At 70.8% G+C, this 21,526-nt stretch carries 18 protein-coding genes; 5 read left to right on the forward strand and 13 right to left on the reverse strand.

Going from position 1 to position 21,526, the window contains the following annotated elements:
* Positions 1-7: 7 nt before the first annotated feature.
* From ACGHC0_RS00935 to ACGHC0_RS00985, 11 genes are all read right to left on the reverse strand, one after another.
* Entirely contained in the window at positions 8-1,231 is a 1,224-nt protein-coding gene (locus tag ACGHC0_RS00935; protein WP_415267168.1) for an ABC transporter substrate-binding protein, read from the reverse strand.
* Positions 1,232-1,347: 116 nt separating this feature from the next.
* Positions 1,348-2,994 (reverse strand): long-chain-fatty-acid--CoA ligase, encoded by a 1,647-nt coding sequence (locus ACGHC0_RS00940; protein ID WP_368353605.1) that lies wholly within the window; start codon positions 2,992-2,994, stop codon positions 1,348-1,350.
* A gap of 210 nt (positions 2,995-3,204) precedes the next feature.
* Positions 3,205-3,915, reverse strand: coding sequence for a 7-cyano-7-deazaguanine synthase QueC (queC, locus tag ACGHC0_RS00945; RefSeq protein ID WP_368353606.1), 711 nt, complete (start codon positions 3,913-3,915; stop codon positions 3,205-3,207).
* 90 nt (positions 3,916-4,005) lie between these two features.
* Complete coding sequence (locus tag ACGHC0_RS00950; RefSeq protein ID WP_368353607.1) at positions 4,006-4,158, reverse strand: hypothetical protein; 153 nt, start codon at positions 4,156-4,158, stop codon at positions 4,006-4,008.
* 122 nt (positions 4,159-4,280) lie between these two features.
* Positions 4,281-5,885 carry a glucan biosynthesis protein gene (locus ACGHC0_RS00955; protein WP_368353608.1) on the reverse strand — a complete coding sequence of 535 codons (1,605 nt, stop codon included), beginning with the start codon at positions 5,883-5,885 and terminating at the stop codon, positions 4,281-4,283.
* 108 nt (positions 5,886-5,993) lie between these two features.
* Positions 5,994-7,193: a threonine ammonia-lyase gene (locus ACGHC0_RS00960; RefSeq protein WP_415267169.1), complete on the reverse strand. Its 1,200-nt coding sequence runs from the start codon at positions 7,191-7,193 to the stop codon at positions 5,994-5,996.
* A gap of 49 nt (positions 7,194-7,242) precedes the next feature.
* The gene (locus ACGHC0_RS00965; RefSeq protein ID WP_415267170.1) at positions 7,243-9,714 is read right to left on the reverse strand and encodes a TonB-dependent siderophore receptor; all 2,472 of its coding nucleotides are present in this window, start codon (positions 9,712-9,714) and stop codon (positions 7,243-7,245) included.
* A 172-nt stretch (positions 9,715-9,886) separates the two neighbouring features.
* Positions 9,887-10,885: a FecR domain-containing protein gene (locus tag ACGHC0_RS00970; protein ID WP_368353611.1), complete on the reverse strand. Its 999-nt coding sequence runs from the start codon at positions 10,883-10,885 to the stop codon at positions 9,887-9,889.
* Between the two features lie 34 nt (positions 10,886-10,919).
* The gene (locus tag ACGHC0_RS00975; protein WP_415267171.1) at positions 10,920-11,447 is read right to left on the reverse strand and encodes a sigma-70 family RNA polymerase sigma factor; all 528 of its coding nucleotides are present in this window, start codon (positions 11,445-11,447) and stop codon (positions 10,920-10,922) included.
* Between the two features lie 84 nt (positions 11,448-11,531).
* A complete protein-coding gene (locus tag ACGHC0_RS00980) occupies positions 11,532-13,208 on the reverse strand; it encodes an acyl-CoA dehydrogenase family protein (protein ID WP_415267172.1) in 1,677 nt (558 codons plus the stop codon).
* An 80-nt stretch (positions 13,209-13,288) separates the two neighbouring features.
* Positions 13,289-14,215, reverse strand: coding sequence for a LysR substrate-binding domain-containing protein (locus tag ACGHC0_RS00985; protein ID WP_368353614.1), 927 nt, complete (start codon positions 14,213-14,215; stop codon positions 13,289-13,291).
* A 113-nt stretch (positions 14,216-14,328) separates the two neighbouring features.
* Here ACGHC0_RS00985 and gtdA point away from each other — a divergent pair, with 113 nt between their 5' ends.
* The 5 genes from gtdA (at position 14,329) to ACGHC0_RS01010 (ending at position 19,337) form a co-directional block, all read left to right on the forward strand.
* Entirely contained in the window at positions 14,329-15,402 is a 1,074-nt protein-coding gene (gene gtdA, locus ACGHC0_RS00990; protein ID WP_415267173.1) for a gentisate 1,2-dioxygenase, read from the forward strand.
* Between the two features lie 164 nt (positions 15,403-15,566).
* Positions 15,567-16,265 carry a fumarylacetoacetate hydrolase family protein gene (locus tag ACGHC0_RS00995; protein WP_415267174.1) on the forward strand — a complete coding sequence of 233 codons (699 nt, stop codon included), beginning with the start codon at positions 15,567-15,569 and terminating at the stop codon, positions 16,263-16,265.
* Between the two features lie 15 nt (positions 16,266-16,280).
* Positions 16,281-16,922 (forward strand): maleylacetoacetate isomerase, encoded by a 642-nt coding sequence (gene maiA / locus ACGHC0_RS01000; protein WP_415267175.1) that lies wholly within the window; start codon positions 16,281-16,283, stop codon positions 16,920-16,922.
* A gap of 72 nt (positions 16,923-16,994) precedes the next feature.
* Complete coding sequence (locus ACGHC0_RS01005; RefSeq protein ID WP_368353618.1) at positions 16,995-18,320, forward strand: MFS transporter; 1,326 nt, start codon at positions 16,995-16,997, stop codon at positions 18,318-18,320.
* A gap of 78 nt (positions 18,321-18,398) precedes the next feature.
* Positions 18,399-19,337, forward strand: coding sequence for a helix-turn-helix domain-containing protein (locus ACGHC0_RS01010; RefSeq protein WP_368353619.1), 939 nt, complete (start codon positions 18,399-18,401; stop codon positions 19,335-19,337).
* A 34-nt stretch (positions 19,338-19,371) separates the two neighbouring features.
* On the opposite strand, the gene ACGHC0_RS01015 is transcribed toward ACGHC0_RS01010, so the two are convergent.
* A complete protein-coding gene (locus ACGHC0_RS01015; protein ID WP_368353620.1) occupies positions 19,372-20,355 on the reverse strand; it encodes an ornithine cyclodeaminase family protein in 984 nt (327 codons plus the stop codon).
* Complete coding sequence (locus ACGHC0_RS01020; RefSeq protein WP_415267176.1) at positions 20,352-21,479, reverse strand: threonine synthase; 1,128 nt, start codon at positions 21,477-21,479, stop codon at positions 20,352-20,354. Before ACGHC0_RS01020 ends, ACGHC0_RS01015 begins: the two co-directional genes overlap by 4 nt.
* Positions 21,480-21,526 lie beyond the last annotated feature (47 nt).

The following is a 21,526-nucleotide window of genomic DNA, read 5'->3' on the forward strand; positions in this document are numbered from 1 at the left end:
TCGTGCCTTACCTGGCCGCGCTCTTGATGTAGTCGCAGCTGCTCTCGGACAGCGGGCGCCACGTCTGCTCGGGCGGGATCTCGCCGCGCACCGTGTAGAAGTCGTTCGGGCCCCTGGACTCCGCGGGCTTCTTGACCTGGATGGCGTACACCGGGCGCAGCGCCTGGCCGTCCTCGCGGATCTTCACGTCCTTCGAGAAGAAGTCGTTGATGGGCAGCTCGCGCATCCTGGCCGCGACCTGGGCGCCGTCGTCCGTGCCGGCGGCCTTCACGGCCTGCAGGTAGTGCCAGGCGGCGCTGTAGGCGCCGGCGTGGATGTAGGTGGGCACCACACCCTTGTTGCGGGCCATGAAGCGCCTGGACCAGGCGCGCGAGGACTCGTCGCGGTCCCAGTAGAAGGGCAGGGTCAGCTGCAGGCCCTGGGCCACGTCCAGGCCCATGGCCGCCACGCTGTTGATCGTCATGCCGAACACGGTCACCACCTGGCCGCCGCGGGTGATCTTGTACTCCGCGGCCTGCTTGAGGGCGTTGGACAGGTCCAGGCCCGCGTTGAGGATGACGATGGCCTGCGCACCGCTGGCCTGGGCCTGCAGCAGGTAGGAGGAGAAGTCCGTGGCGCCCAGCGGGTGCTTGACCGAGCCCACCACCTTGCCGCCGGCGGCCTGGATGAAACGCGTGGCATCGTCCTGGTAGGCCTGGCCGAAGGCGTAGTCCACGGTGATGAAAAAGAAGCTCTTGATACCCTGCTTGAACAGGCTCTGCACGCCGGCCTTGGGCAGCGCGTAGGTGTCCGTGAGGAACTGGAAGTTCATGGGCGAGCACGACTTGTTGGTCAGCTCCGCACTCACCGTGCCGGCGATCAGGTAGGGCTTCTTGCGCTCCTTCATCAGGCTGGAGATGCCCAGCGCGATGGACGAGGCGGAGCCGCCGACGATGGTGTCCACCTTCTCGGTGTCCAGCCACTTGCGGGCGATGTTCAGGCCCACGTCGGGCTTGTTCTGGTCGTCGGCCACGACCACCTCCACCGGCTTGCCGAGCACGGTGCTGCCGAAGTCCTCCACGGCCATGCGCACGGCCAGCGTCGAGCCCGGCCCGCCGTTGCCGGAGTAGGGGCCGGTCTGGTCGGCCATGACGCCGATGCGCACGACGTCGTCACTGATCTGGGCATGGGCCGCCGCGCCGAAGGCGAGGGACAGGGCGGCGAGGGCGAGGCGGGAGCGTGGCTGGGGCATGGTGTGTCTCCTTGGTGTGGTGCGTTGTCTTCGGACCGGACGGATGCATTCCAGGGCCCGCCGTCCGCAGGCCGGGTGGCGGGCCGGCGCCTGCAGCGCCCGGGGGCCGCGTGGCGTCAGCCGGCGTCGGTGGGCAGGCGGTGGTCGCGGAACAGTTCGCGCAGCCGGGTCTTCTGCAGCTTGCCGGTGGCCGTGTGGGGCAGCTCGTCGATGAACACCACGTCGTCGGGCATCCACCAGCGGGCCACGCGGTCCTTCATGAAGTCGAGGATTTCCGCGCCGCTCACCGTCTCGCCGGCCTTGGGCACGACGATCAGCAGGGGGCGTTCCTGCCACTTGCTGTGGTAGGCGCCGATCACTGCGGCCTCCTGCACCTTGGGATGTCCCACGGCCAGGTTCTCCAGGTCGATGGAGGAGATCCATTCGCCGCCGGACTTGATCACGTCCTTGGACCGATCGGTGATCTGCACGTAGCCCTCGGCGTCGATGAGGGCCACGTCGCCCGTGGCGAACCAGCCGTCCGCATCCAGCGCGGAGCCCGACGTCTGGCCGTAGTAGGCCGATACCACCCAGGGCCCGCGCACCTTGAGGTCGCCGGGGGTGTGGTCGTCCGGCGCGCGCTGCCGCCCGTCGGCGTCGAACACCGCGATTTCCACGCCGTAGATGGCGCGGCCCTGGCGCGCCTGCACGGCGTGGCGCTCCTGCGCGGGCAGGCCGTCGTGGCGGGGCAGCAGGTTGCCGATGGTGGCCAGCGGGCTGGTCTCCGTCATGCCCCAGGCCTGGATCACGAAGGCACCGAAGAGCCGGTCGAACTTCTCGATGATGGCGCGGGGCGCGGCCGACCCGCCCACCACCACGCGCTGCAGCCGCAGCTGCGCCCGCTCAGCGTCGGGGAGGCCCTCGACGTGCTGGAAGAAGCCCAGCCAGACGGTGGGCACGCCGAGCGACAGGGTGCACTGCTCGTCGCGCAGCAGCGCGAAGATGCGCTCACCCGCCAGGTTGGGCCCCGGCAGGACGAGCTTGGCGCCGCTCATGGCAGCGGCATAGGGAATGCCCCAGGCGTTCACGTGGAACATCGGCACGGCCAGCAGCACGCTGTCGCGCGCGCCCAGCCCCAGCCCGTCCGTGGCGCAGGCGGTCCAGGAGTGCAGCACCGTGGAGCGGTGGCTGTAGAGCACGCCCTTGGGATGGCCCGTCGTGCCGGAGGTGTAGCAAAGGGAGGAGGCCGTGTGCTCGTCCAGGGCCGGCCAGGTGAAACCTTCGTCGCCCGCATCCACCAGGTCTTCGTAGCACAGCAGCGGCACGGGCAGGTCCATGGCCGGCAACTGGTCGCGCCGGCACAGCGCCACGCAGGCCCGCACCGAGGCCAACTGGGGGGCGATCCGCGCCACCAGCGGCGCGAAATCCAGGTCGAAGCACAGGTACTCGTCGGCCGCGTGGTTGACGATGTAGCTGATCTGCTCGGGGAACAGGCGGGGGTTGATCGTGTGCAGGATGGCGCCCATCCCGGACACGGCGTAGTACAGCTCCAGGTGGCGGTGGGTGTTCCAGGCCAGCGTGCCGACACGGGCCCCCGGGGGCAAGCCCCGGCCACGCAGGGCGCCGGCCAGGCGCCGGGCGCGGCGGCCCACTTCGCCCCAGGTCGTGCGCAGGCTGTCGTGCGCGTTCAGGTGGGAGACGATTTCCACCCCGCCATGGTGGCGTACCGCATGCTCCAGCAACGTGGAGATCAGCAGCGCCCCGGATTGCATCAAACCCTGCATTTGTCTTCCTCTTTCTCTTCGGTGCCGCGCGACGGTGGTCCGTGAGCGATCTGCTTTTTACATGCCGGCCGGTAAGTAAATTGATGCTAGCAGAACGCCCCCCAGCCAACAATGGCGCGCGCTGGGTGAAAACCCTTGCGAGCGGGCCGTGGCTTGCCGGGACGCGGAAAGGGGAGAAAAAAGGTGCCGCCGCCGGGCGGACTGCCGGGATCAGCCTTGTGCGGCCTGTCCAGTCCACTGCGCATGCCCGGCCTGCCGCAGCAGGCACGCCGGGCAGGTGCCGCAGCCGTAGCCCCAGGCGTGGAGCGTGTCGCGCACGCCGTGGTAGCAGGTATGGGACTGGCGAACGATGATGTCCACCAGCTCGTCGCCGCCGATCTGCCGGGCCATTTCCCAGGTCTCGGCCTTGTCGATCCACATGAGTGGCGTCTCGATGGTGAAGCGCTGGCCCATGCCCAGGGAGAGGGCCACCTGCAGCGCTTTGAGCGTGTCGTCGCGGCAGTCCGGATAGCCGGAGAAGTCGGTCTCGCACATGCCGCCCACCAGCGTGTGCAGGCCGCGCCGGTAGCCCACGGCGGCGGCCAGCTGGAAGAACAGCAGGTTGCGGCCGGGCACGAAGGTGTTGGGCAGGCCGGCTTCCGTCATCTGGATGGCGGTGTCGCGGGTGAGCGCCGTGTCGCTGATCTGGCCGAGCACGGCCAGGTCGACCATGTGGTCGTCGCCGAGGCGCGCGCTCCAGGCGGGGAAGCGGCCGCGCAGTGCCGCGAGCACGGCGGTGCGGGCCTCCAGCTCCACATGGTGGCGCTGGCCGTAATCGAAGCCGATGGTCTCCACCCGCTCGAAGCGCTCGAGCGCCCAGGCCAGGCAGGTGGTGGAGTCCTGGCCTCCGGAGAAAAGGACGAGGGCGTGGCCGGCTCGCATGGGATGGGTCCTTGGAACGAAGAAGATCAGGAGTGAAAAGAAAAAGCCCCGCATGCGCGGGGCCGGCTGGCGGGGCGGTCCGGAATGGCTTCAGGCCATGTAGATGGCGATGAACGCCAGCAGCAGCATCAGCACGCCGCCCGCGATGGGCAGCACGATGGGCATGTAGGGCACCACGGCCTCCACGCCGTCGGGGGCATGCTGCTCGCCGGCGTGCGGTGTGGTGGTGGTGTCGTGGACCATGGCATTCTCCTCGGAACGGGGTTGCGGATGGGATGGACCATTCTAGCCACAGCCCCGCGGCGCCCGGGCCGCGGTTTCCTCGGTAATAACCTCAGTATCCGTGCCGGGCGGCACGTGGCCGGTCAGGAGAGCCGGCGGTCCGCCGGGGCGGGCGGCACCCACTGGTAGAGCCACGTCTCGGTGAGCGGCGCGCCGTTCTCGCCGCGCAGGAACATGCGGATGGTGATGGGCGCGGTGCTGTCGTCCTCGGGCTTGATGTCGAACATGGCGCGCCAGCCCTGGATGGCGTCCTGCGGCCGTGCGGAGGTGATCTCGATCTTGCCGCGGCTGGCGGTGATCACGGGCTCGACCTTGGCGCCGCGGCCCAGCGCCACGAGGTTCTCCCCGGCGAAATCGACCGCGAAGCGCCAGGAGAAGTACTTGCGCGGCTGGCCGACCACGCCGCCCAGGCCTGTCCAGGTGGCCACGCAGCGCGCCAGCGGGGACTGGGCCGGCGGGTGGGCGCCCCAGAACAGGCGGTAGCCGATCAGCAGTTCCTCGCCGGGCTGCGGCTTGCGGTCGGGGTTCCAGAAGGCGACGATGTTGTCGAAGGTCTCGTCGATGGTGGGAATCTCCACCAGCTGGATGGAGCCCGCGCCCCAGTCGGACTTCGGCTCCACCCAGAGCGAGGGCCGGCGCTCGTAGAAGACGCCGTCGTCCTGGTAGTGGTCGAAATTGCGGTCGCGCTGCACGAGGCCGAAGCCGCGCGGGCCCTGGTCGGCGAAGGCGTTGAACTGCAGCGCCGGCGGATTGGTGAGCGGACGCCAGACCCATTCGCCGTTGCCACGCCACATCTGCAGGCCGTCGGAGTCATGGATCTCGGGGCGCCAGTCGTTGGCCATGCGGCGGTCGTTCTCGCCGTGCTGGAACATGCTGGTGCAGGGCGCGATGCCCAGCCGCTCGATGGCCTTGCGCGGATACAGGGCGGCATCGATCTCCATCACCTGTGTGTCGCCCGGCGTGATCGCGAAGCGGTAGGCGCCGGAGATGCTGGGCGAGTCCAGCAGGGCCAGCACGACGACGGTGTTGGAGCCCGGCGCGGGGCGCTCCAGGTAGAAGGCGGTGAAGTCCGGGAATTCCTCCGGCCGCTGCATGCCGGTATCGATGGCCAGGCCCCGGGCGGAGAGGCCGTACTGCCATTCGCCGCCCACGGCCCGGAAGTAGCTGGCGCCCAGGAAGGCGGCCACGTCGCGCACCGGGTCGGTATGGAAATTGAGGCGGAAGCCCGCGAAGCCCAGGTCCGGCGGCAGGTCACCGGGCTTGAGGCCGCTCTTGCCGTAGTCGAACATCTCGGGGTCGTAGGCCAGTTCCTGGGCCTTGCCGTCGGCCAGTTCGAACATGCGCACCGGCTTCTTGAAGAACAGGCCCAGGTGGAAGAACTTGGCCTGGAAGCGCAGCTTCTCGTCGGCCCAGAGGGCGTGGTCTGGCCGGAACTGGATGGACTGGTACTGGTCCCAGTCGAGCTTGGACACCGAGGGGGGAATGGTGTCCTTCGGCGGCTCGTAGGCCTTGGCAGCCAGGGCGCGGGCCTGGCCCTTGAGCGCCGCGAAATCGAAGGGCTGGGGCTGGCCCAGGGGCTTGAGGGCGGCGAAGGCCTGGGTCCAGTTCAGGCCCAGGCCGCCAGCGGTGGCCAGCGCGGCGCCGTGGCCGAGAGTGCGGAGGAAATGGCGTCGTTGGGGTTTCTGCATGGGGCTGCAGTGTGCCGAAAACGACGCGGCGGTGATGCAACGCCGTGTGACTCTGTGGATATTGCCCGCAAAAGCCGCTCCAGTCCTACAACGCGGAGGGGCAAAGGATCACAGGAGTTCGGCTTCCATGGACGCTTCGCGGAGGCGGGCGAGCACCTGCTGCACATGCTCGCGGCCGCGCGTCTGCAGCACGAGTTCGATCTCCACGTTCTGGGCGGCCAGCATGGTGAAGGCGCGCTGGTGGTGGACTTCCTCGATGTTGGCGCCGGCCTCGGCCACCGTGGCGGTGATGCGCGCGAGCACGCCCGGGATGTCGCGCGCGCTCACCTTGACGCGCGCCAGGCGCCCGGAGCGCACCATGCCGCGCTCGATGATGGCCGCCAGCAGCAGGGGATCGATGTTGCCGCCGCACAGCACCAGGCCCACGCGCTTGCCCCGGAAGCGCTCCGGGTGGCGCAGCAGCGCCGCGAGGCCCGCGGCTCCGGCGCCCTCCACGAGGGTCTTCTCGATTTCCAGCAGCATCAGCACGGCCTGCTCGATATCGCCCTCGTCCACGAGCAGCAGGTCGTCCACCAGCCGGGCGATCACCTCGCGGGTGATCTGGCCGGGCGTGCCCACGGCGATCCCTTCGGCGATGGTGGAGGTGCCCTGCGGGTGGTGCGTGCCCTTGACCGCATTGACCATGGCCGGAAAGCGCGAGGTCTGCACGCCGATGATCTCGATGTCCGGCTTCAGAGCCTTGGCGGCGGTGGCGATGCCGGCGATCAGGCCGCCCCCGCCCACGGCGATGGCCAGGCAGTCCAGGTCCGGCACCGCCTGCAGCATCTCCAGGCCGACCGTGCCCTGGCCCGCGGCGACGGCCTCGTCGTCGTAGGGATGCACGAAAGTGAGCCCCCGCTCCTCGGCCAGGGCATAGGCATGGGCGCGTGCTTCTTCCAGGGTGTCGCCGTGGAGCACGACCTCGGCGCCGAAGCCGCGCGTGCGCTCCACCTTCACGCCGGGCGTGAAGCGCGGCATCACGATCACGGCCACGAGGCCCAGGCGCTGCGCGTGGTAGGCCACGCCCTGGGCATGGTTGCCGGCGCTCATGGCGATCACGCCGCGCCGCTGCTCCTCCGCCGAAAGCTGGCTCAGCTTGTTGCAGGCGCCGCGTTCCTTGAAGGAGGCGGTGAACTGCAGGTTCTCGAACTTGAGGAACACCTGCGCGCCCACGATCTGCGAGAGCGTGCGCGATTCGACGCAAGGGGTGTCGAGCACCTGGCCCTGGAGGCGGGCGGCGGCGGCCTGGATGTCGGGGAGGGTGAGCATGGGCGCCATTGTCATGCAGGCAGGTCCGGCGCCCACGGATTCCTGCCGTTCAGAAATCCACGGAGGCCGACAGCTGCAGGCTCCGTGGCGCGCCGACCAGCAGCGTGCCCCAGGTGGACGCCCCGGCCCAGTAGTCGCGGCCCGTGGCGTTGCGTACCGTGGCGCGCAGCACCGTGCTGCGGCCGGCCACCTGCAGTCGGTAGCGCAGGCCCAGGTCCACGGTCGTCCACGACGGCAGGCGCTGGAGGTTGGCCTGGTCGGCGTACTGGGAGCCGGTGCGGGTGAGCCCTGCCGTGGCCGTCAGGCCGGGCACCAGGGCGAGGTCGTGCTCGGCGTTCAGCGTGAACTGCGTGCGCGGCACGCCCACGGCCATGTTGCCTTGCGTGGCGGCGCTGCTGGTGCGGGTGAGTTCCGCGTCGATCCAGGTCGCGCCGCCGTACAGACGCCAGCCGGCGGCGGGCTCGCCATATGCCGACAGCTCCAGGCCGCGGTTGCGCTGTTCGCCGTCCACCGCGAATACGTTGTTCTGCAGGAAGCCGCTGGGCTTGCGGATCTGGAAGAGGCTGGCGGTGGTCATGAGCCTGCCGTGATCGATCTTGATGCCCACCTCCCGCTGGCGGGTTTTGTAAGGGGCGAAGACCTCGCCCGCGTTCACGGCGTTGCTGGGCGCGGTGTCGCCCCTGCTGAGGCCCTCGATGTAATTGGCATACAGGGAGACACCCTGCCACGGCTTGAACACCACGCCGGCCAGGGGCGTGGTGGCGCTCTGGCCGTAGGTTGCTGTGCGCACGCCGCTGGCATCGAAGCTGTCCGAGTCCACCTGCTGGTGGCGCATGCCCAGGGTGAGCAGCAGCCGTTCGTCCCACAGGCCGAGGGTGTCCGACAGTGCGATGCCGCTCAGCGCAGTGGCGGACCGCTTCGGACGGGTGGCCGGAGCCTCCACGGCCTGGGCGGGCCGCTCGATCGGCGCATAGAGATTGGAGGTATAGGCCGTGCCCGACACCGAGCCCATGCGGTAGCGGTCTTCGTACCGGCTCCACTGCAGCGTGGCCTGGTGACTGGCCGCGCCGGTGGTGAAGCGGCCGCGCAGGCCGGCCTCCATCACCGCGCGCTCCACGTCGAACCGGGCCCGCGTGGGCGTCACGCGCGTATCGCCGGCGGCCGAGGTGATGGTGGGAGTGTTGAAGAGCCGGTCCACCTGGGACCGGGCTGCGCCCGCGCTGGCGAAGACAGACCAGCGGTCCGTGAGTTCGTGCCGCGCCTTGAGCAGGGCGGATTCCTCAGTGCTTTCGTACCACTCCCAGCGCTGCGTGATGTTGCGGCGCCCGTCCGGCGCGGCGGGCACGGCCAGGCCCGCGGCCAGGGACGGCCGGCGCGTGGGGGCATCCACGTCCTCGCGCTGGCGGATCAGGTCCAGCGTGGCCTGGGTGCGCTCCGTGGTGTAGTCCAGCGCCAGGGCCCCCAGCGAAGACTCCCGGCGTTGATGGTCCATGGGCGTGCGGCCGTCGCGGTAGCTGCCGTTGAAGCGCACGCCGAACTGGCGCGCATCGCCCCAGCGCCGCGCCACGTCGATGTGGCCGCCGCCCTGCGTGCGGGTGCCGTAGTCGGCGCGCAAGCGGGTCAGGTCCTGCGTGGCGCGCTTGGGCACCACGTTGATGCCGCCGCCTACGCCGCTGTTGGGCGACATGCCGTACACCATGGCCGTGGGGCCCTTGAGCACCTCCACGCGCTCGGCGTAGTCGGTCAGCAAGCGGTAGTTGGGTGCCACGCCGTACAGGCCGTCGAAGGCGATTTCGCCGATGTTGTTGTCCCCGATGGCGAAGCCGCGGATGAAGAAGGCATCGGCGACGTCGCCGCTGGGCGCCGTGCTGCGCACCGACGGGTCCACCGCCAGCGCGTCGGCCAGCGTGGTCGCCTGGCGGTCCTCGATGGCCTGGGCGGTGTAGCTGGTGATGTGGAAAGGCGCATCCATGGCGTCCGCCTGGCCCAGGAGGCCCAGCCGCCCGCCGCGGGCGATCTGGCCGCCGGCGTACGCGCCGGGCAGCAGGTCGGGCTGCACCGGTGCGGCGGCCGTCACGCGCACCTCCGGCAGGGCCGAGGTGGCGGCGCCCGGTGCGTGCGAGGCTTCCGGCAGGCGGCGCAGCGTGTAGGCGCCGCCCGCACCGGCCACGGGCTCCAGCCCGGTGCCGGCCAGGAGTTGGGCCAGGGCATGCGCGACCGTCGGCGCGCCCTGCACGCCGTCCGTCCGCAGGCCGGCCACCAGATCGGGTGCGAAGGTGATCAGCGCACCCGACTCCCGGCCCAGCCGGTTGAGCGCCGGACCCAGCGGGCCGGCGGGGATGGCATAGCTGCGCGGTGCAGACTCGGCTGCTGCCGGCTGGGCCTGCGCATGGGAAGGCAGTGCCAGCAGGGCCGCGCCGCAGGCTGCCGCCAGGCTGGCGCACAGCACGTGCGCCGCGGTGGCTGTGCTGCGGCGGGGGAGGGGCAGGGGGCGAGGGGCTGAGAGATGGGCGCGGTACATGCTGCGGGTCTTTCGGGCGATAGAGCGGAGGGAGGTCGTGTGCCCCGCTGCGGGCAGGGCTTCCCAATGCTTGACACCCATTCGGGCCGAAATGGCCGCATTTCCGTGGCGCATCGGCACGGAGTGCGCAGATGGACCGGTCCATCCTGCAGATGAAGCTATGAAAATGTGGCTAACCGCGCAGCTCCACCGTCACCCACCAGGGCGTGCGGCTGCGGATCTGCACCGGCAGCGACAGCGTGAGCGCCGCCAGTACCCGGTCGGTGTCGGCCAGCGGGTACGAGCCCGAGACACGCAGCCCGGAGGTCTCGGGCGCGCAGCGCAGCACGCCGGGCCGATAGCGCGACAGCTCGGCGATGAAGTCGCCCAGCGGCATGCCGTCGGCGACCAGCATGCCTTCGGCCCAGGCGCTGGCGCCGTCCTGCAGGGGCTCTGCGGCGCTGGCCGCCTCGCGGCTGAAACGGCCCTGCTCACCCGCCGCCAGGCGCAAGGCCGGCCGGCCCAGCCGGGCAGGCATGAGTTCCACGGCACCCTGCATCACGCCGACAGCGGTGTGGCCGCCATGCTGGCGCACGGTAAAGCGCGTGCCGACAGCGTGCACCAGCCCTTCGGCGGTGCGCACGCGCAGGGGGCGGACGGTACCGGTGGCGGCATCCGGGGCGTTGTCGGGAGCGCTCTGCACCAGGATCTCGCCAGCACGCAGCACGATGAGACGCTCGGTGGTGGCGTAGCGCACGTCCACGGCCGAGGCGGTGTTCAGCCACACGCAGGTGCCGTCGGGCAGCCGCGCCTCGTGCCGCTCCCCGGTGCCAGTGGCCAGGTCCGCCGCCAGCCGCTGCCACACCTGGTCGCCCAGGCCCGTCTGCCGCGCAGCCAGCAGTCCGCCGGTCCCGGCGGTGAGCAGCACGGCCAGATGCACCGCATGGCGGCGCCGCAGGCCGGGTGCAGCCAGTGTCTGCAGGGCGACGGAGGGCGGCACGCCGCGCAGCTGGGCATCCACCTCGGCAATGCGCTGCCAGGCGCGGGCGTGCAGCGGGTCGGCGTCCAGCCAGGCCTGCCATCGCTGGCGCGTGTGCCGTGCGGCCCCGGGCGCGTCGTCTTCCGGCTGCAGCTCCAACAGCCAGTGCACGGCCTGGCGAGCGACGGCGGGAGGGATGTCCGTGGAATCCATGCCAGGTTGCGGAGGCGCCAAGCCGCGCTGGGGCTCAGCGGATGGGCGCTGCATCGCCGAAGTAGCAGCGCTCGGCCGCGGCTGCCAGGTGCCGGCGCACGGTGGTGCGCGAGAGTCCCAGTTGCGCGGCGATCTGCTCCTGCGTCAGTTCCTCCAGCCGCCACAGCAGGAAAGCCTTGCGCGCCACGGCGGGCAGGCCGTCCAGCAGGCGGTCGATGGCGACCAGGGTCTCCAGCACCATCAGGCGCACGTCGGGCGGCGGTGCCACGGGTTCGGGCAGCAGGGCCAGCGCATCGAGATAGGCGCGCTCGATCTGCCGGCGCCGCAGGTGGTTGGCCAGCAGGCGCTGGGCGATGGTGGTCAGGTAGGCTCGGGGCTCGGCCACTTCGTCCAGCCCCTGGCCGGTGGCGGTGAGCACGCGCACGAAGGTGGTCTGCGCCAGGTCCGCCGCATCCCAGGCGCAGCCCAGCTTGTGTTGCAGGCGGCCCACCAGCCAGCCGTGGTGCTGCAGGTACAGGGCCTGGGTGGCTTCGGCATGGAGGGAGTGGGCGGGCGCAGGCATGGCAGGCATTACAAATGCGAATCGATCGCATTCTATTCCTTCTCATCTGTCCGGAGGGCCGGCCTGCCCTGTGCCCCGTCCGGATCAGCCGGTGAAGACCCGCGCCAATATTGCCGCTACGTCCGCCCTGCGCAGGTCCAGGGCGCCTGCCACGCGCCCTGCGCTCCCGACGCGTTCCGAGGCCAGCCGCGTGGCGATGAACGCATCCGCCACGGCGGCGGGCGCATGCCGGCGCAGCAGGCAGGCCTGGGCCAGCAGCACCAGCCGCTGCACCAGCAGGCGGCCCAGGGCTTCAAGGGCTTCCGGCGGCCCGGCCAGCAGCGACTGCAGTTCGCGCAGCGCGGCGGCGATGCGCGGCTCACCCTGCGCGGCGGGCGCGAACTCTTCCAGCAATGCACGGGCGGCCTCGGGATCGCGGGCCAGTGCCCGCAGCACGTCCAGGCACATCACGTTGCCCGACCCCTCCCAGATGGAGTTGACGGGCGCTTCGAGGAACAGGCGGGCCATCACGCCCTCCTGCACGTAACCGTTGCCGCCGAACACTTCCATCGCCTCGCCCGCCATCTCCACGCCGCGCTTGCAGACCCAGAACTTGGCGGCGGGCGTCATCACGCGCTTCCAGGCGTGGTCGGCCGGGCTGGCGGTGCCGCCGTCGTCGCGCTCGAAGGCTTCGGCCAGGCGCATCAGCAGGGCGAGCGCGGCCTCGCTCTCCAGCGCCAGGTCGGCGAGCACGGTGCGCATCAGGGGCTGCCCGGCCAGGGCCTTGCCGAAGGCGTGGCGCCGGCGCGCGTACGCGATGGCCTGCACGGTGGCCTGCCGCAGGATGGCGGCGCTGCCGGCCACGCAGTTGAGGCGGGTATGGGTGGCCATCTCGATGATGGTGGGAATGCCGCGGCCCTCTTCGCCCATGAGCACGCCCCAGGCGTCGTCGAACTCGACTTCGCCGCTGGCGTTGCTGCGGTTGCCGACCTTGTCCTTGAGGCGCTGCACGTGCACGCCGTTGAGCGTGCCGTCCTGCAGGCGGCGCGGTACGTAGAAGCAGGCGAAGGGGCCGCCTTCGCCCGTGCGCGCCACCACGAGGTGCGCGTCGCTCTGCGGGGTGGAGAAGAACCACTTGTGGCCGCGCAGCTGGTATTCGCCGCCGCGCCCGCCCGCACCGATGGGCGTGGCCACGGTGGTGTTGGCGCGCACGTCGGAGCCGCCCTGTTTTTCCGTCATGCCCATGCCCAGCCAGACGCCGGCCTTGTCATGCGCGGGCACCTCGCGCGGGTCATGGACGCGGCTGTGGAGCCTGTCGCCCAACTGCGCCCAGAGGGCGGGCTCCTTGCGCAGCAGCGGGATGGCGGCCTGCGTCATCGTGGCGGGGCAGAGCGTGCCCTGCTCCACCTGCCCGTGCAGGTAGAAGCCGGCCGCCCAGGCGGACCAGCGGCCGGGCCGGTCGCTGTCGAAGGGCATGGAGACCAGGCCTTCGCCGCGGTAGAGGGCCATGAGCGCATCCCATGCGGGGTGGAACTCGACCCGGTCGATGCGGCGGCCCCGGCTGTCGAAGCGGTGCAGTTCCGGCGTGTGGCGGTTGGCCAGCTGCGCCAGGGCACAGGTTTCGGCGCTGCCGAGCCGGCGGGCGTAGTCGCCCAGCGCGGGCAGGGCGTGGGCGGCGCCCGCGCGCTGCAGTGCCTCCTGCAGGGCGGCATCGGTGCCGAGCAGGTCGTAGTCGGTGAGTTCCGCGAACTGGTTGAAAACCTCGTGGGTGGCCTGGGCCATGGTTGTCTCCTCCACAGGGATGCGGCGGCGTGCGCCGAAACCCGCATGGTGCCCGCACTCGCCCGGGCATGCACGCGCCTTCAGGACACGGGGGAGGACGACACTTCGCGCAGGGCGCGCAGCATGCTGTCCACCGCCGTGCGGTCGGTGGTGTTCTCGCGCCAGTACATCGACACCGATCCGAAGCCCGCCAGCCGCACCGGCAGCACGCGCAGGGCGCCCATGTGCGAGAAGCGCAGAGCGGCCCGGTGCGAGGCCAGCCCGATCATGTCGCTGTGGCCCAGCAGGGTGAGGTTGAGCGTGACGGAGTTGGATTCCACGCTGCCCGGCGGCAGGGCGTGGCCGGCGGCGACGAGCGCGTTCTCCAGCGCGTTGCGGATGGGCGTGCCGCGCGGCCAGACCAGCCAGCGCCAGGCCATCAGGTCGGGCCAGTCGATCGGGCCGTCCGTGCGCTGCAGCAGCGGGTGCTGCGGGCGCGCCACCAGGTGGATGGGCTCCATGTAGAGCGTCTCGGCGTGGATGTGGGTGTCGTGCAGTTCGGGGGCGGAGCGGCCCACCACCACGTCCAGCTCGCCCATGGCCAGCTGCTGCATGAGCACGTTCATGGTGCTTTCGGCCAGCCGGATCTGCGCGCGCGGCAGCCATTCCAGCAGGCGCAGCACGGCCATGGGCACCACGTCGGAGGCGGATGCGCCCGAGGTGCCCACCGCCACCAGGCCGCTGCCGCCGTCGCGCAGGGCCTGCATGTCGTCGCGGGCGCTGTCCAGGTGGGCCTCGATGCGGCGGGCATGGGCGATCAGCGCCTCGCCCTGCGGGGTGGGGCGCAGGCCGCGCGCATGGCGCTCGAACAGCACCATGCCGAGGTCGTCCTCCAGTTCCCTGAGCCACTTGGAGAGCGCGGGCTGCGCGGTATGCAGTTGCTGGGCCGACTGGCTCATGTTGCCGGTCTGCGCGAGGCTCAGGAGCATCTGCAGCTGGCGCAGCCGCAGGCGGTGGGTCCAGTCCATGGCGGCGGTCCTTGGCGTCGAGGTATATCCAAAAGATTATGAATAAGACCAATAAATGATTTTACGGAATATCGCTGGCGCCGAATAATTTCCGCAGATACAGGAGACAACGCATGGACACCAACACCCTCGCCCGGCCCGCCGCGGAAGGCGCCGGGACGCCCGGACGCCAGGCCTATTACGACCGCATCGCCCGCCATGGCATGGCGCCCCTGTGGGAATCGCTGCACAGCCTGGTGCCGCGCGAGCCGCGCCCGCAGGCCGTGCCGGCCTTCTGGCGCTACGAGGAGGTGCGGCCGCTGGTCATGCAGGCCGGCGAGGTCATCAGCGCCGAGGAGGCCGTGCGGCGCGTGCTCATCCTGGAGAACCCGGGCCTGCCGGGCCGCGCCAGCATCACGTCCACGCTCTACGCGGGGCTGCAGCTGATCCTGCCCGGCGAGGTGGCGCCCAGCCACCGCCACACGCAATCGGCGCTGCGCTTCATCGTGGAAGGCAAGGGCGCCTACACGGCCGTCAACGGCGAGCGCACCACCATGCACCCGGGCGATTTCATCATCACCCCCTCGTGGACGTGGCACGACCACGGCAACCCCGCGGTGGACGAGGGGGGCGAGCCCGTGGTGTGGCTGGACGGCCTGGACATTCCCCTCATCGGCCACCTGGACGCCGGCTTCGCCGAGAACTATCCCGAGGCCGTGCAGCCCGTGAACCGCGCCGAAGGCCACAGCTTCGCCGCCTTCGGCCACAACATGGCCCCGGTGCGCCACCGCGCGGCGGACCCGGCTTCGCCCATCTTCAGCTACCCCTACGACCGCAGCCGCGAGGCGCTGGACCAGCTGTTCCGTCAGGGCGAGCTGGACGCCTGGGACGGCGTGAAGCTGCGCTACGTGAACCCCGCCACCGGCGGCTGGCCCATGCCCACCATGGCCACCTTCCTGCAGTTTCTGCCCGCGGGCTTCCAGGGGCGTACCTACCGCGGCACCGACGCCACCGTGTTCAGCGTGGTCGAAGGACAGGGCACGGCGCGCATCGGCGGCAGCACCTTCCAGTTCGGCCCGCGCGACACCTTCGTCGCGCCCTCGTGGGCGCCGGTGCAGCTGGCCGCCACGCAGGACGCGGTGCTGTTCAGCTATTCCGACCGGCCGGTGCAGGACGCACTTCACCTCCACCGCGAACACCGCATGTGACGGGGCGCGGTCCACAGAGCCTCCCTGGCGGCGTTGCCGCATCTTGCCGTGGCGCTGCCACTGTCTGCGATGCGGCGCCTTGCCAGAGAGGCTCTGTGGACCGCTCACGAGCGTGACCCGCCTTCCCTCTTTGAACGATCCATTTCTCCGAAAGAAAAAACACCATGGCTTTCGTGTTTCCTGTTCCTCCTACCGTGGCCGTGCCTGTCGTGGGCACATCGGATGCCTTCGCCGTGCGGCGCGTCTATTGCGTGGGGCGCAATTACGCGGCCCATGCGCGGGAGATGGGGTTCGATCCGGACCGCGAGCCGCCGTTCTTCTTCTGCAAGCCGGCCGATGCGGTGATTCCCGTGGCCTATGGCGAGACGCTGCGGCTGCCGTATCCGGTGCGTACCGACAACTTCCATTACGAAGCGGAACTGGTCGTCGCCATCGGCAAGGCCGGCAGCGACATCCCGCGGGAGAAGGCGCTGGAGCACGCCTGGGGCTATGCCGTGGGCCTGGACATGACCCGCCGCGACCGGCAGATGGAGATGCGCCAGATGGGCCGCCCCTGGGAGATCGGCAAGGCCTTCGATGCCTCCGCGCCCATCGGCCCCATCCACCGCGCGAGCGACGTCGGCCACTTCGAGCAGGCCGGCCTCTGGCTCACCGTGAACGGCGCGGACCGCCAGCGCAGCGACGTGTCGCACCTGATCTGGTCGGTGGCCGAGACCATCGCGGATCTTTCCACGTATTTCCGCCTGGAGCCCGGCGACCTGATCTACACCGGCACGCCCGAAGGCGTGGGCCCGGTGGTGCGCGGCGACCGCATGGTGGTGGGCGTGGAGCGCCTGGGCGAACTGGCGGTGGACGTGGTCTGAAGCGACGGCGACACCATGCAGCTCTACAGTTTCTTCAACAGCTCCACCTCGTACCGGGTGCGCATCGCCCTGGCGCTCAAGGGACTGCCGGCCGACTACCACGGCGTGAACATCCGCACCGGCGAGCACCGCGCGCCGGGCTATGCCGAACTGAACGCTGCGCGCGTGGTGCCCACGCTGGTGGACGGCGACTTCACCCTGGGACAGTCCATGGCCATCCTGGACTACCTGGACCAGCGCCATCCCGAGCCGCGGCTGATCCCGCTGGAGCCCCACCTGCGCGCCCGCGTGCTGGAGCTGGCGAATGTCGTCGCCTGCGACATGCACCCGGTGAACAACCTGCGCATCCTGAAATACCTCCAGGGCCCGCTGGGCTTGAGCGCGGCGCAGAAGGACGCCTGGTACGCCCACTGGGCGGCGGAGGGCTTCGCTGCCGTGGAGCAGTTGCTGGTGCGGCATGGCGGCACAGGCCCCTGGTGCTTCGGCGACGCGCCCACGCTGGCCGATGTGTGCCTGGTGCCGCAGGTGGCGAATGCCCTGCGCGCGGGCTGCGACCTCGCGCCCCATGCGCGCGTGATGGCCGTGCACGCGCATGCGGAGCAGCACCCCGCCTTCATCGCCGCGCGGCCGCAGGCGCAGCCGGATTACCAGCCATGAGTTGACAGGCCGCCACCCCACGGGCCCAGGCCACAGGCCGGGCTTCCATCCACAAGAACGGAGCGAGACAAAATGACCCCATCCATGGCCGCCGGCATCCCGGCGGCAGACCGCGCCGCCTTCGGGCCGCTGCAGCTGCGCGTGACGCTGCTGTGCGCCATCGTCGCCATGCTCGATGGCTTCGACACCCAGTCCATCGCCTACGTGGCGCCGCGCATCGCGGAAGACTGGGGCCTCAAGGCCTCCGAGTTCGGCCCGATCTTCGCAGCGGGCCTGTTCGGCCTCATGGCCGGCGCCTTCCTGCTCAGCCCGGCGGCGGACCGCTGGGGCCGCAAGAAGGTGATCCTGCTGTCCACCTGCATCTTCGGCCTGTTCGCGCTGCTCACCGCCTGGGCCACCAGCATGAACGAGCTGCTGGCCTACCGCTTCATCACCGGCGTGGGCCTGGGCGCCGCCATGCCCAACATCATCGCGCTGACCAGCGAATACGCGCCGCAGCGCCTGCGCGCCACGCTGGTCACGGTGATGTTCTGCGGATTCCCGCTGGGCTCCACGCTGGGCGGGCTGGTCTCCAGCTGGCTCATCGCGCATTTCGACTGGCACTCGGTCTTCGTGCTGGGCGGCGTGCTGCCGCTGCTGCTCCTGCCGGTGCTGGCCGCGCTGCTGCCCGAATCGCTGCGCTACCTGGCCGCCAGCGGTGCCGCGCCCGCGCGCTACGAGCCGATCGTGCAGAGCGCCTACCCGGGCGAGGACCCTGCCACGGTGATGGCCGGGCTGCGAGGCGAGGCCGCGGGCGTGCAGGGCGGTTTCTCGGTGTTCGAGCTGTTCCGCCACGGCCGCCTGCCCACCACCGTGCTGCTGTGGCTGGCCTTCTTCATGAACCTGCTGGTCATGTACTTCCTGGTCAACTGGCTGCCCACGCTGCTCAAGAGCGCCGGCCTGCCGCTGGAAAAAGCCATTCTCTCCACCGCCATGCTCAACCTGGGCGGCGTGGTGGGCGCGCTCGCGCTGGGCCGGCTCATCGACCGGTTCAGTGCCTATACGGTGCTGGGGGCCGCCTATGCGGCCTCGGCTGCGTTCATCGGCCTCATCGCCTTCAGCGGGCAGAACCTCACGGGCCTGCTGGCGGGCGCCGCGCTCTCGGGCTTCGGCGTGGTGGGCGCGCAAATCGGCTGCAACGCGCTGGCCGCCGCCATCTACCCCACCCACATCCGCGCCACCGGCGTGGGCTGGGCGCTGGGCGTGGGGCGCATCGGCGCCATCGTCGGCCCGCTGGCCGGCGGCGCGCTGCTGGCCGCGGCATGGACGCCGTCGTCCATCATCCTCGTGGCCGCCGTGCCGGCGGTACTGGCGGCCGTGGCCGTGGTGCTGCTCGGGCGCGTGCGGCGGGGCGCCTGACAGGGATTGTCCGGGCCCGCCCACTGCCGGGCCGGCATGGCATCGCGGCTGGAGACAAGCACCCAAGAAAGGCAGCCCATGGACGACGGCCTTCGCACCTGGACCACCGATTCCGTTCCCCCCGCGCAGCGGGCCGACTATTGGGTCGGCGCCGTCTGCGACTGTTTCCTCGACATGGAGGTGCAGCCCGGCCAGCGCGACGCGTTCTCCGCCACGCTCACCTCCGTGCCCTGCGGGGGGCTGCGCGTCAACCGCGTGAGCGGCGGGGCGCAGCGCGTGCGCCGCACGCAGCAGGCCATCCGCCGCGGCGCGGGCGACAACTTCTACTACCTGCTCTGCAAGGAGTCCGCGCCCTGCCATGTCGCGCAGGACGATGCCGGCGCCGCGCGCCTGCTGCCGGGCGACCTGGCGCTGATCGACTCGCGGCGCCGCTACCTGCTGGAGTTTCCGGAGGCGGTGGACACCGCCTCCATCCAGATCCCGATCGGCTGGCTGGACACCTGGCTGCCCGCCGCCGACCGCTGGCTGGGCCGCCGCGTGGACGGCGCCACGGGCTGGGGGAGGGTGCTGAGCGCCTACGTGGGCCAGCTGTGCGCCGAGCGGCCGGAACGGCTGGCCGCGCTGCAGGCCGAGCACCTGGGCGGCCTGCTGTCCCTGGCCTGCGGCCCCGTGCCCGAGGCGCCGCCGCGCACGGGCCTGCTGCCGCGCATCGAACAGTGCGTGCGCGAGCGCTGCTGCGAGCCCGGGCTCACCGCCGCCCATGTGGCCGATGATGTCGGCGTGTCGCTGCGCACGCTGCACCGCGCGCTGTCGTCGGGTGGCACCACCTTCGCGGTGCTGCTCATGCGCGAGCGCATGGCCGTGGCGCAGCGCATGCTGCACGCACCCTCGCACCGGCATTTGACGGTGGCCGAGATCGGACGGCGCGCGGGCTTCCTGGACCCGTCGCACTTCGCGCGCGCCTGCCGGCAGTGGTGCGGCAGGACGCCCGCGCAGGAGCGCGCCCGGGCTGCGTGAATGGAAGAGGCGATGCCATTGCGGGGCGTGAACGTCACCAGGGCCAGGCCACCGGCAGCCCGAGCCCGGCGGCGTCCGCCTGCTGCTGCACCAGCCGGGCCACGGTCAGGTCCTGCAGGGCCAGGCCCGTCATGTCGAACAGCGTGATGTCTTCGGGCTGCCGGTCCACGGAGGCGCTACCCCGCATCACATCGCCGATTTCCGTGCATGCGGTCCCGGGGGCCCATTGCATCTCGCCGATCTGGCGGGCCTGGGCCTCGTCATCGACGTAGATCCGGGCCTTGTCCAGCAGGCCTTGCGGCGCTTCGCGCTTGCCACGGGTGTCGGCGCCCACGCAGTTCAGGTGCGTGCCGGGGCGCACGGCGTCCAGGTCGAAGAGCGGGCCGCCGCCCGGCGTCGCGGTGATCACCACGTCGCTGGCGGCCACGTCCGCGTTGCGGTCGGTCGAATGGCGCAGCAGGCATTGCCTCGCGAACCGCTGCTCGAACGCCGGGTCGGGCCGGCCGTCGGCCGTCACGTACCGCACGTCCCGCAACTGCGGCAGCAACCGCAGGGCGTAGGTGAGCTGCACGCCGGCCTGCACGCCCGTCCCGAACAGGCACAGCCGCCGGCTGTCCGGGCGCGCCAGCAGCGCCAGGCCGTGGCCGCCCGCGGCACCGGTGCGCGCCGTGGTGATGGCGTTGCCGTCGATCAGGCAGGTGGGCCGGCCGGTGGCGGGGTCGATCAACAGGATCGTGGCCTGGTGCGGCTCGCCACCGAGCGCACGGTTGGAAGGCCAGAACCCCGCCGCCTTGAAGCCGAGCAGCCCCTGCGAGGGCACGTCGCCGGACTTGATGCCGAAGATGCCGCCCGTCTCCAGGCGCTCGCGCACCACCGGGAACACCCGGCCGGCCCGCTCGCTGTGCAGGACGAAGGCCTCGCGCACGGCGGCCAGCACGCCCTCCGGCTGCAGCAGCTGTTCCACGTGGTCCTTCGTGAGCAGGAGCAGCCGCGCATCCCGTGTGGTGGAGGCCGTCATGCGAACATCTCCGCGATGGCATCGGCATTCTTGATGCCGGTGGCCGTCAGGATCACCACCGTCTCCTCGCTCTCGCGGACCGTGCCGGCCTGGATCAGGTGGTCGAGCCCGGCGATCGCCGTGGCAGACGTGAGTTCGGGCAGCAGGCCCGTGCGCGCCGCCTTCCCGAGCGCATCGACGATGGCCTGCTCCTGCAGCGCCACGGTGGCGCCGCCGGTGGCCTGCACCGCCGAGACGAGCTCCCGCAGCCGCAGGGGGTGCGCAATCGCCGTTCCCTCGGCCACCGTCTTGCGCACTTCGCGCGCCACCGGCGTCGTCACGCCCGCCTGGAAGCTCGCGTCGATCGGCGAGCAGTTCAGCGGCTGGCAGACGTACAGGCGCGGCATCTTCGCGATCTGGCCCGCGCGCAGCAGTTCCGAGAACGCCATGAAGCACCCCAGCACGTTGCTGCCGGCGCCGGCGGGCATGACGATGTTGTCCGGCGCGCGGAAGTTCAGGTCTTCCCAGATTTCGTAGCCGATCGCCTTCGTGCCTTCGAGGAAGAAGGGCTGCCAGTTGTGGCTCGAATAGAAGATGTGGGCCGATTGCCGCACCGCCTCGTCCTCGCAGGCCTGGCGCGGCCCCTCCACCAATTGCACTTCCGCCCCGTAGGCACGCATTTGCGCGATCTTCGGCTTCGAGGCATAGGCCGGCGCGAGGATCTTCACCCGCATGCCGCCCGCGGCACCGTACGCGGACACCGACGCACCGCCGTTGCCCGAGCTGTCCTCCAGCACCGCATCGACGCCCTGCTGGCGCAGCACGGAGAGCATCACCGTGGTGCCGCGGTCCTTGAAGCTGCTGGTCGGGTGGAACCATTCGAGCTTGAAATGTGGCCGGTGGGCACCCCATTCCTTCTGCACGAGGGGCGTGCAGCCCTCGCCCATGGAGATCGGGCGCGCGACGTCCAGCGGCAGCGATGCCCGGTACCGCCACTGGGAGCGGCAGGTGCGGTCGATGTCGTCGCGCGACATGCCGGGCTGCGGCGTGATCAGCAGCGGCTTGCGGTCGTCGGAGCACCACCGCGGCACGTCCAGGGGGTAGGTCCGGCCGCTGGCCGGGTCGATGTAGAGCGAAGTCGTCATGTCTCGGTTCTCCTGCAATCGGATGTGGATGATAAATCCAGAATTAG

The sequence above is a fragment of the Acidovorax sacchari genome (genome assembly GCF_042847045.1).
Lineage (GTDB): Bacteria > Pseudomonadota > Gammaproteobacteria > Burkholderiales > Burkholderiaceae_C > Paracidovorax > Paracidovorax sacchari.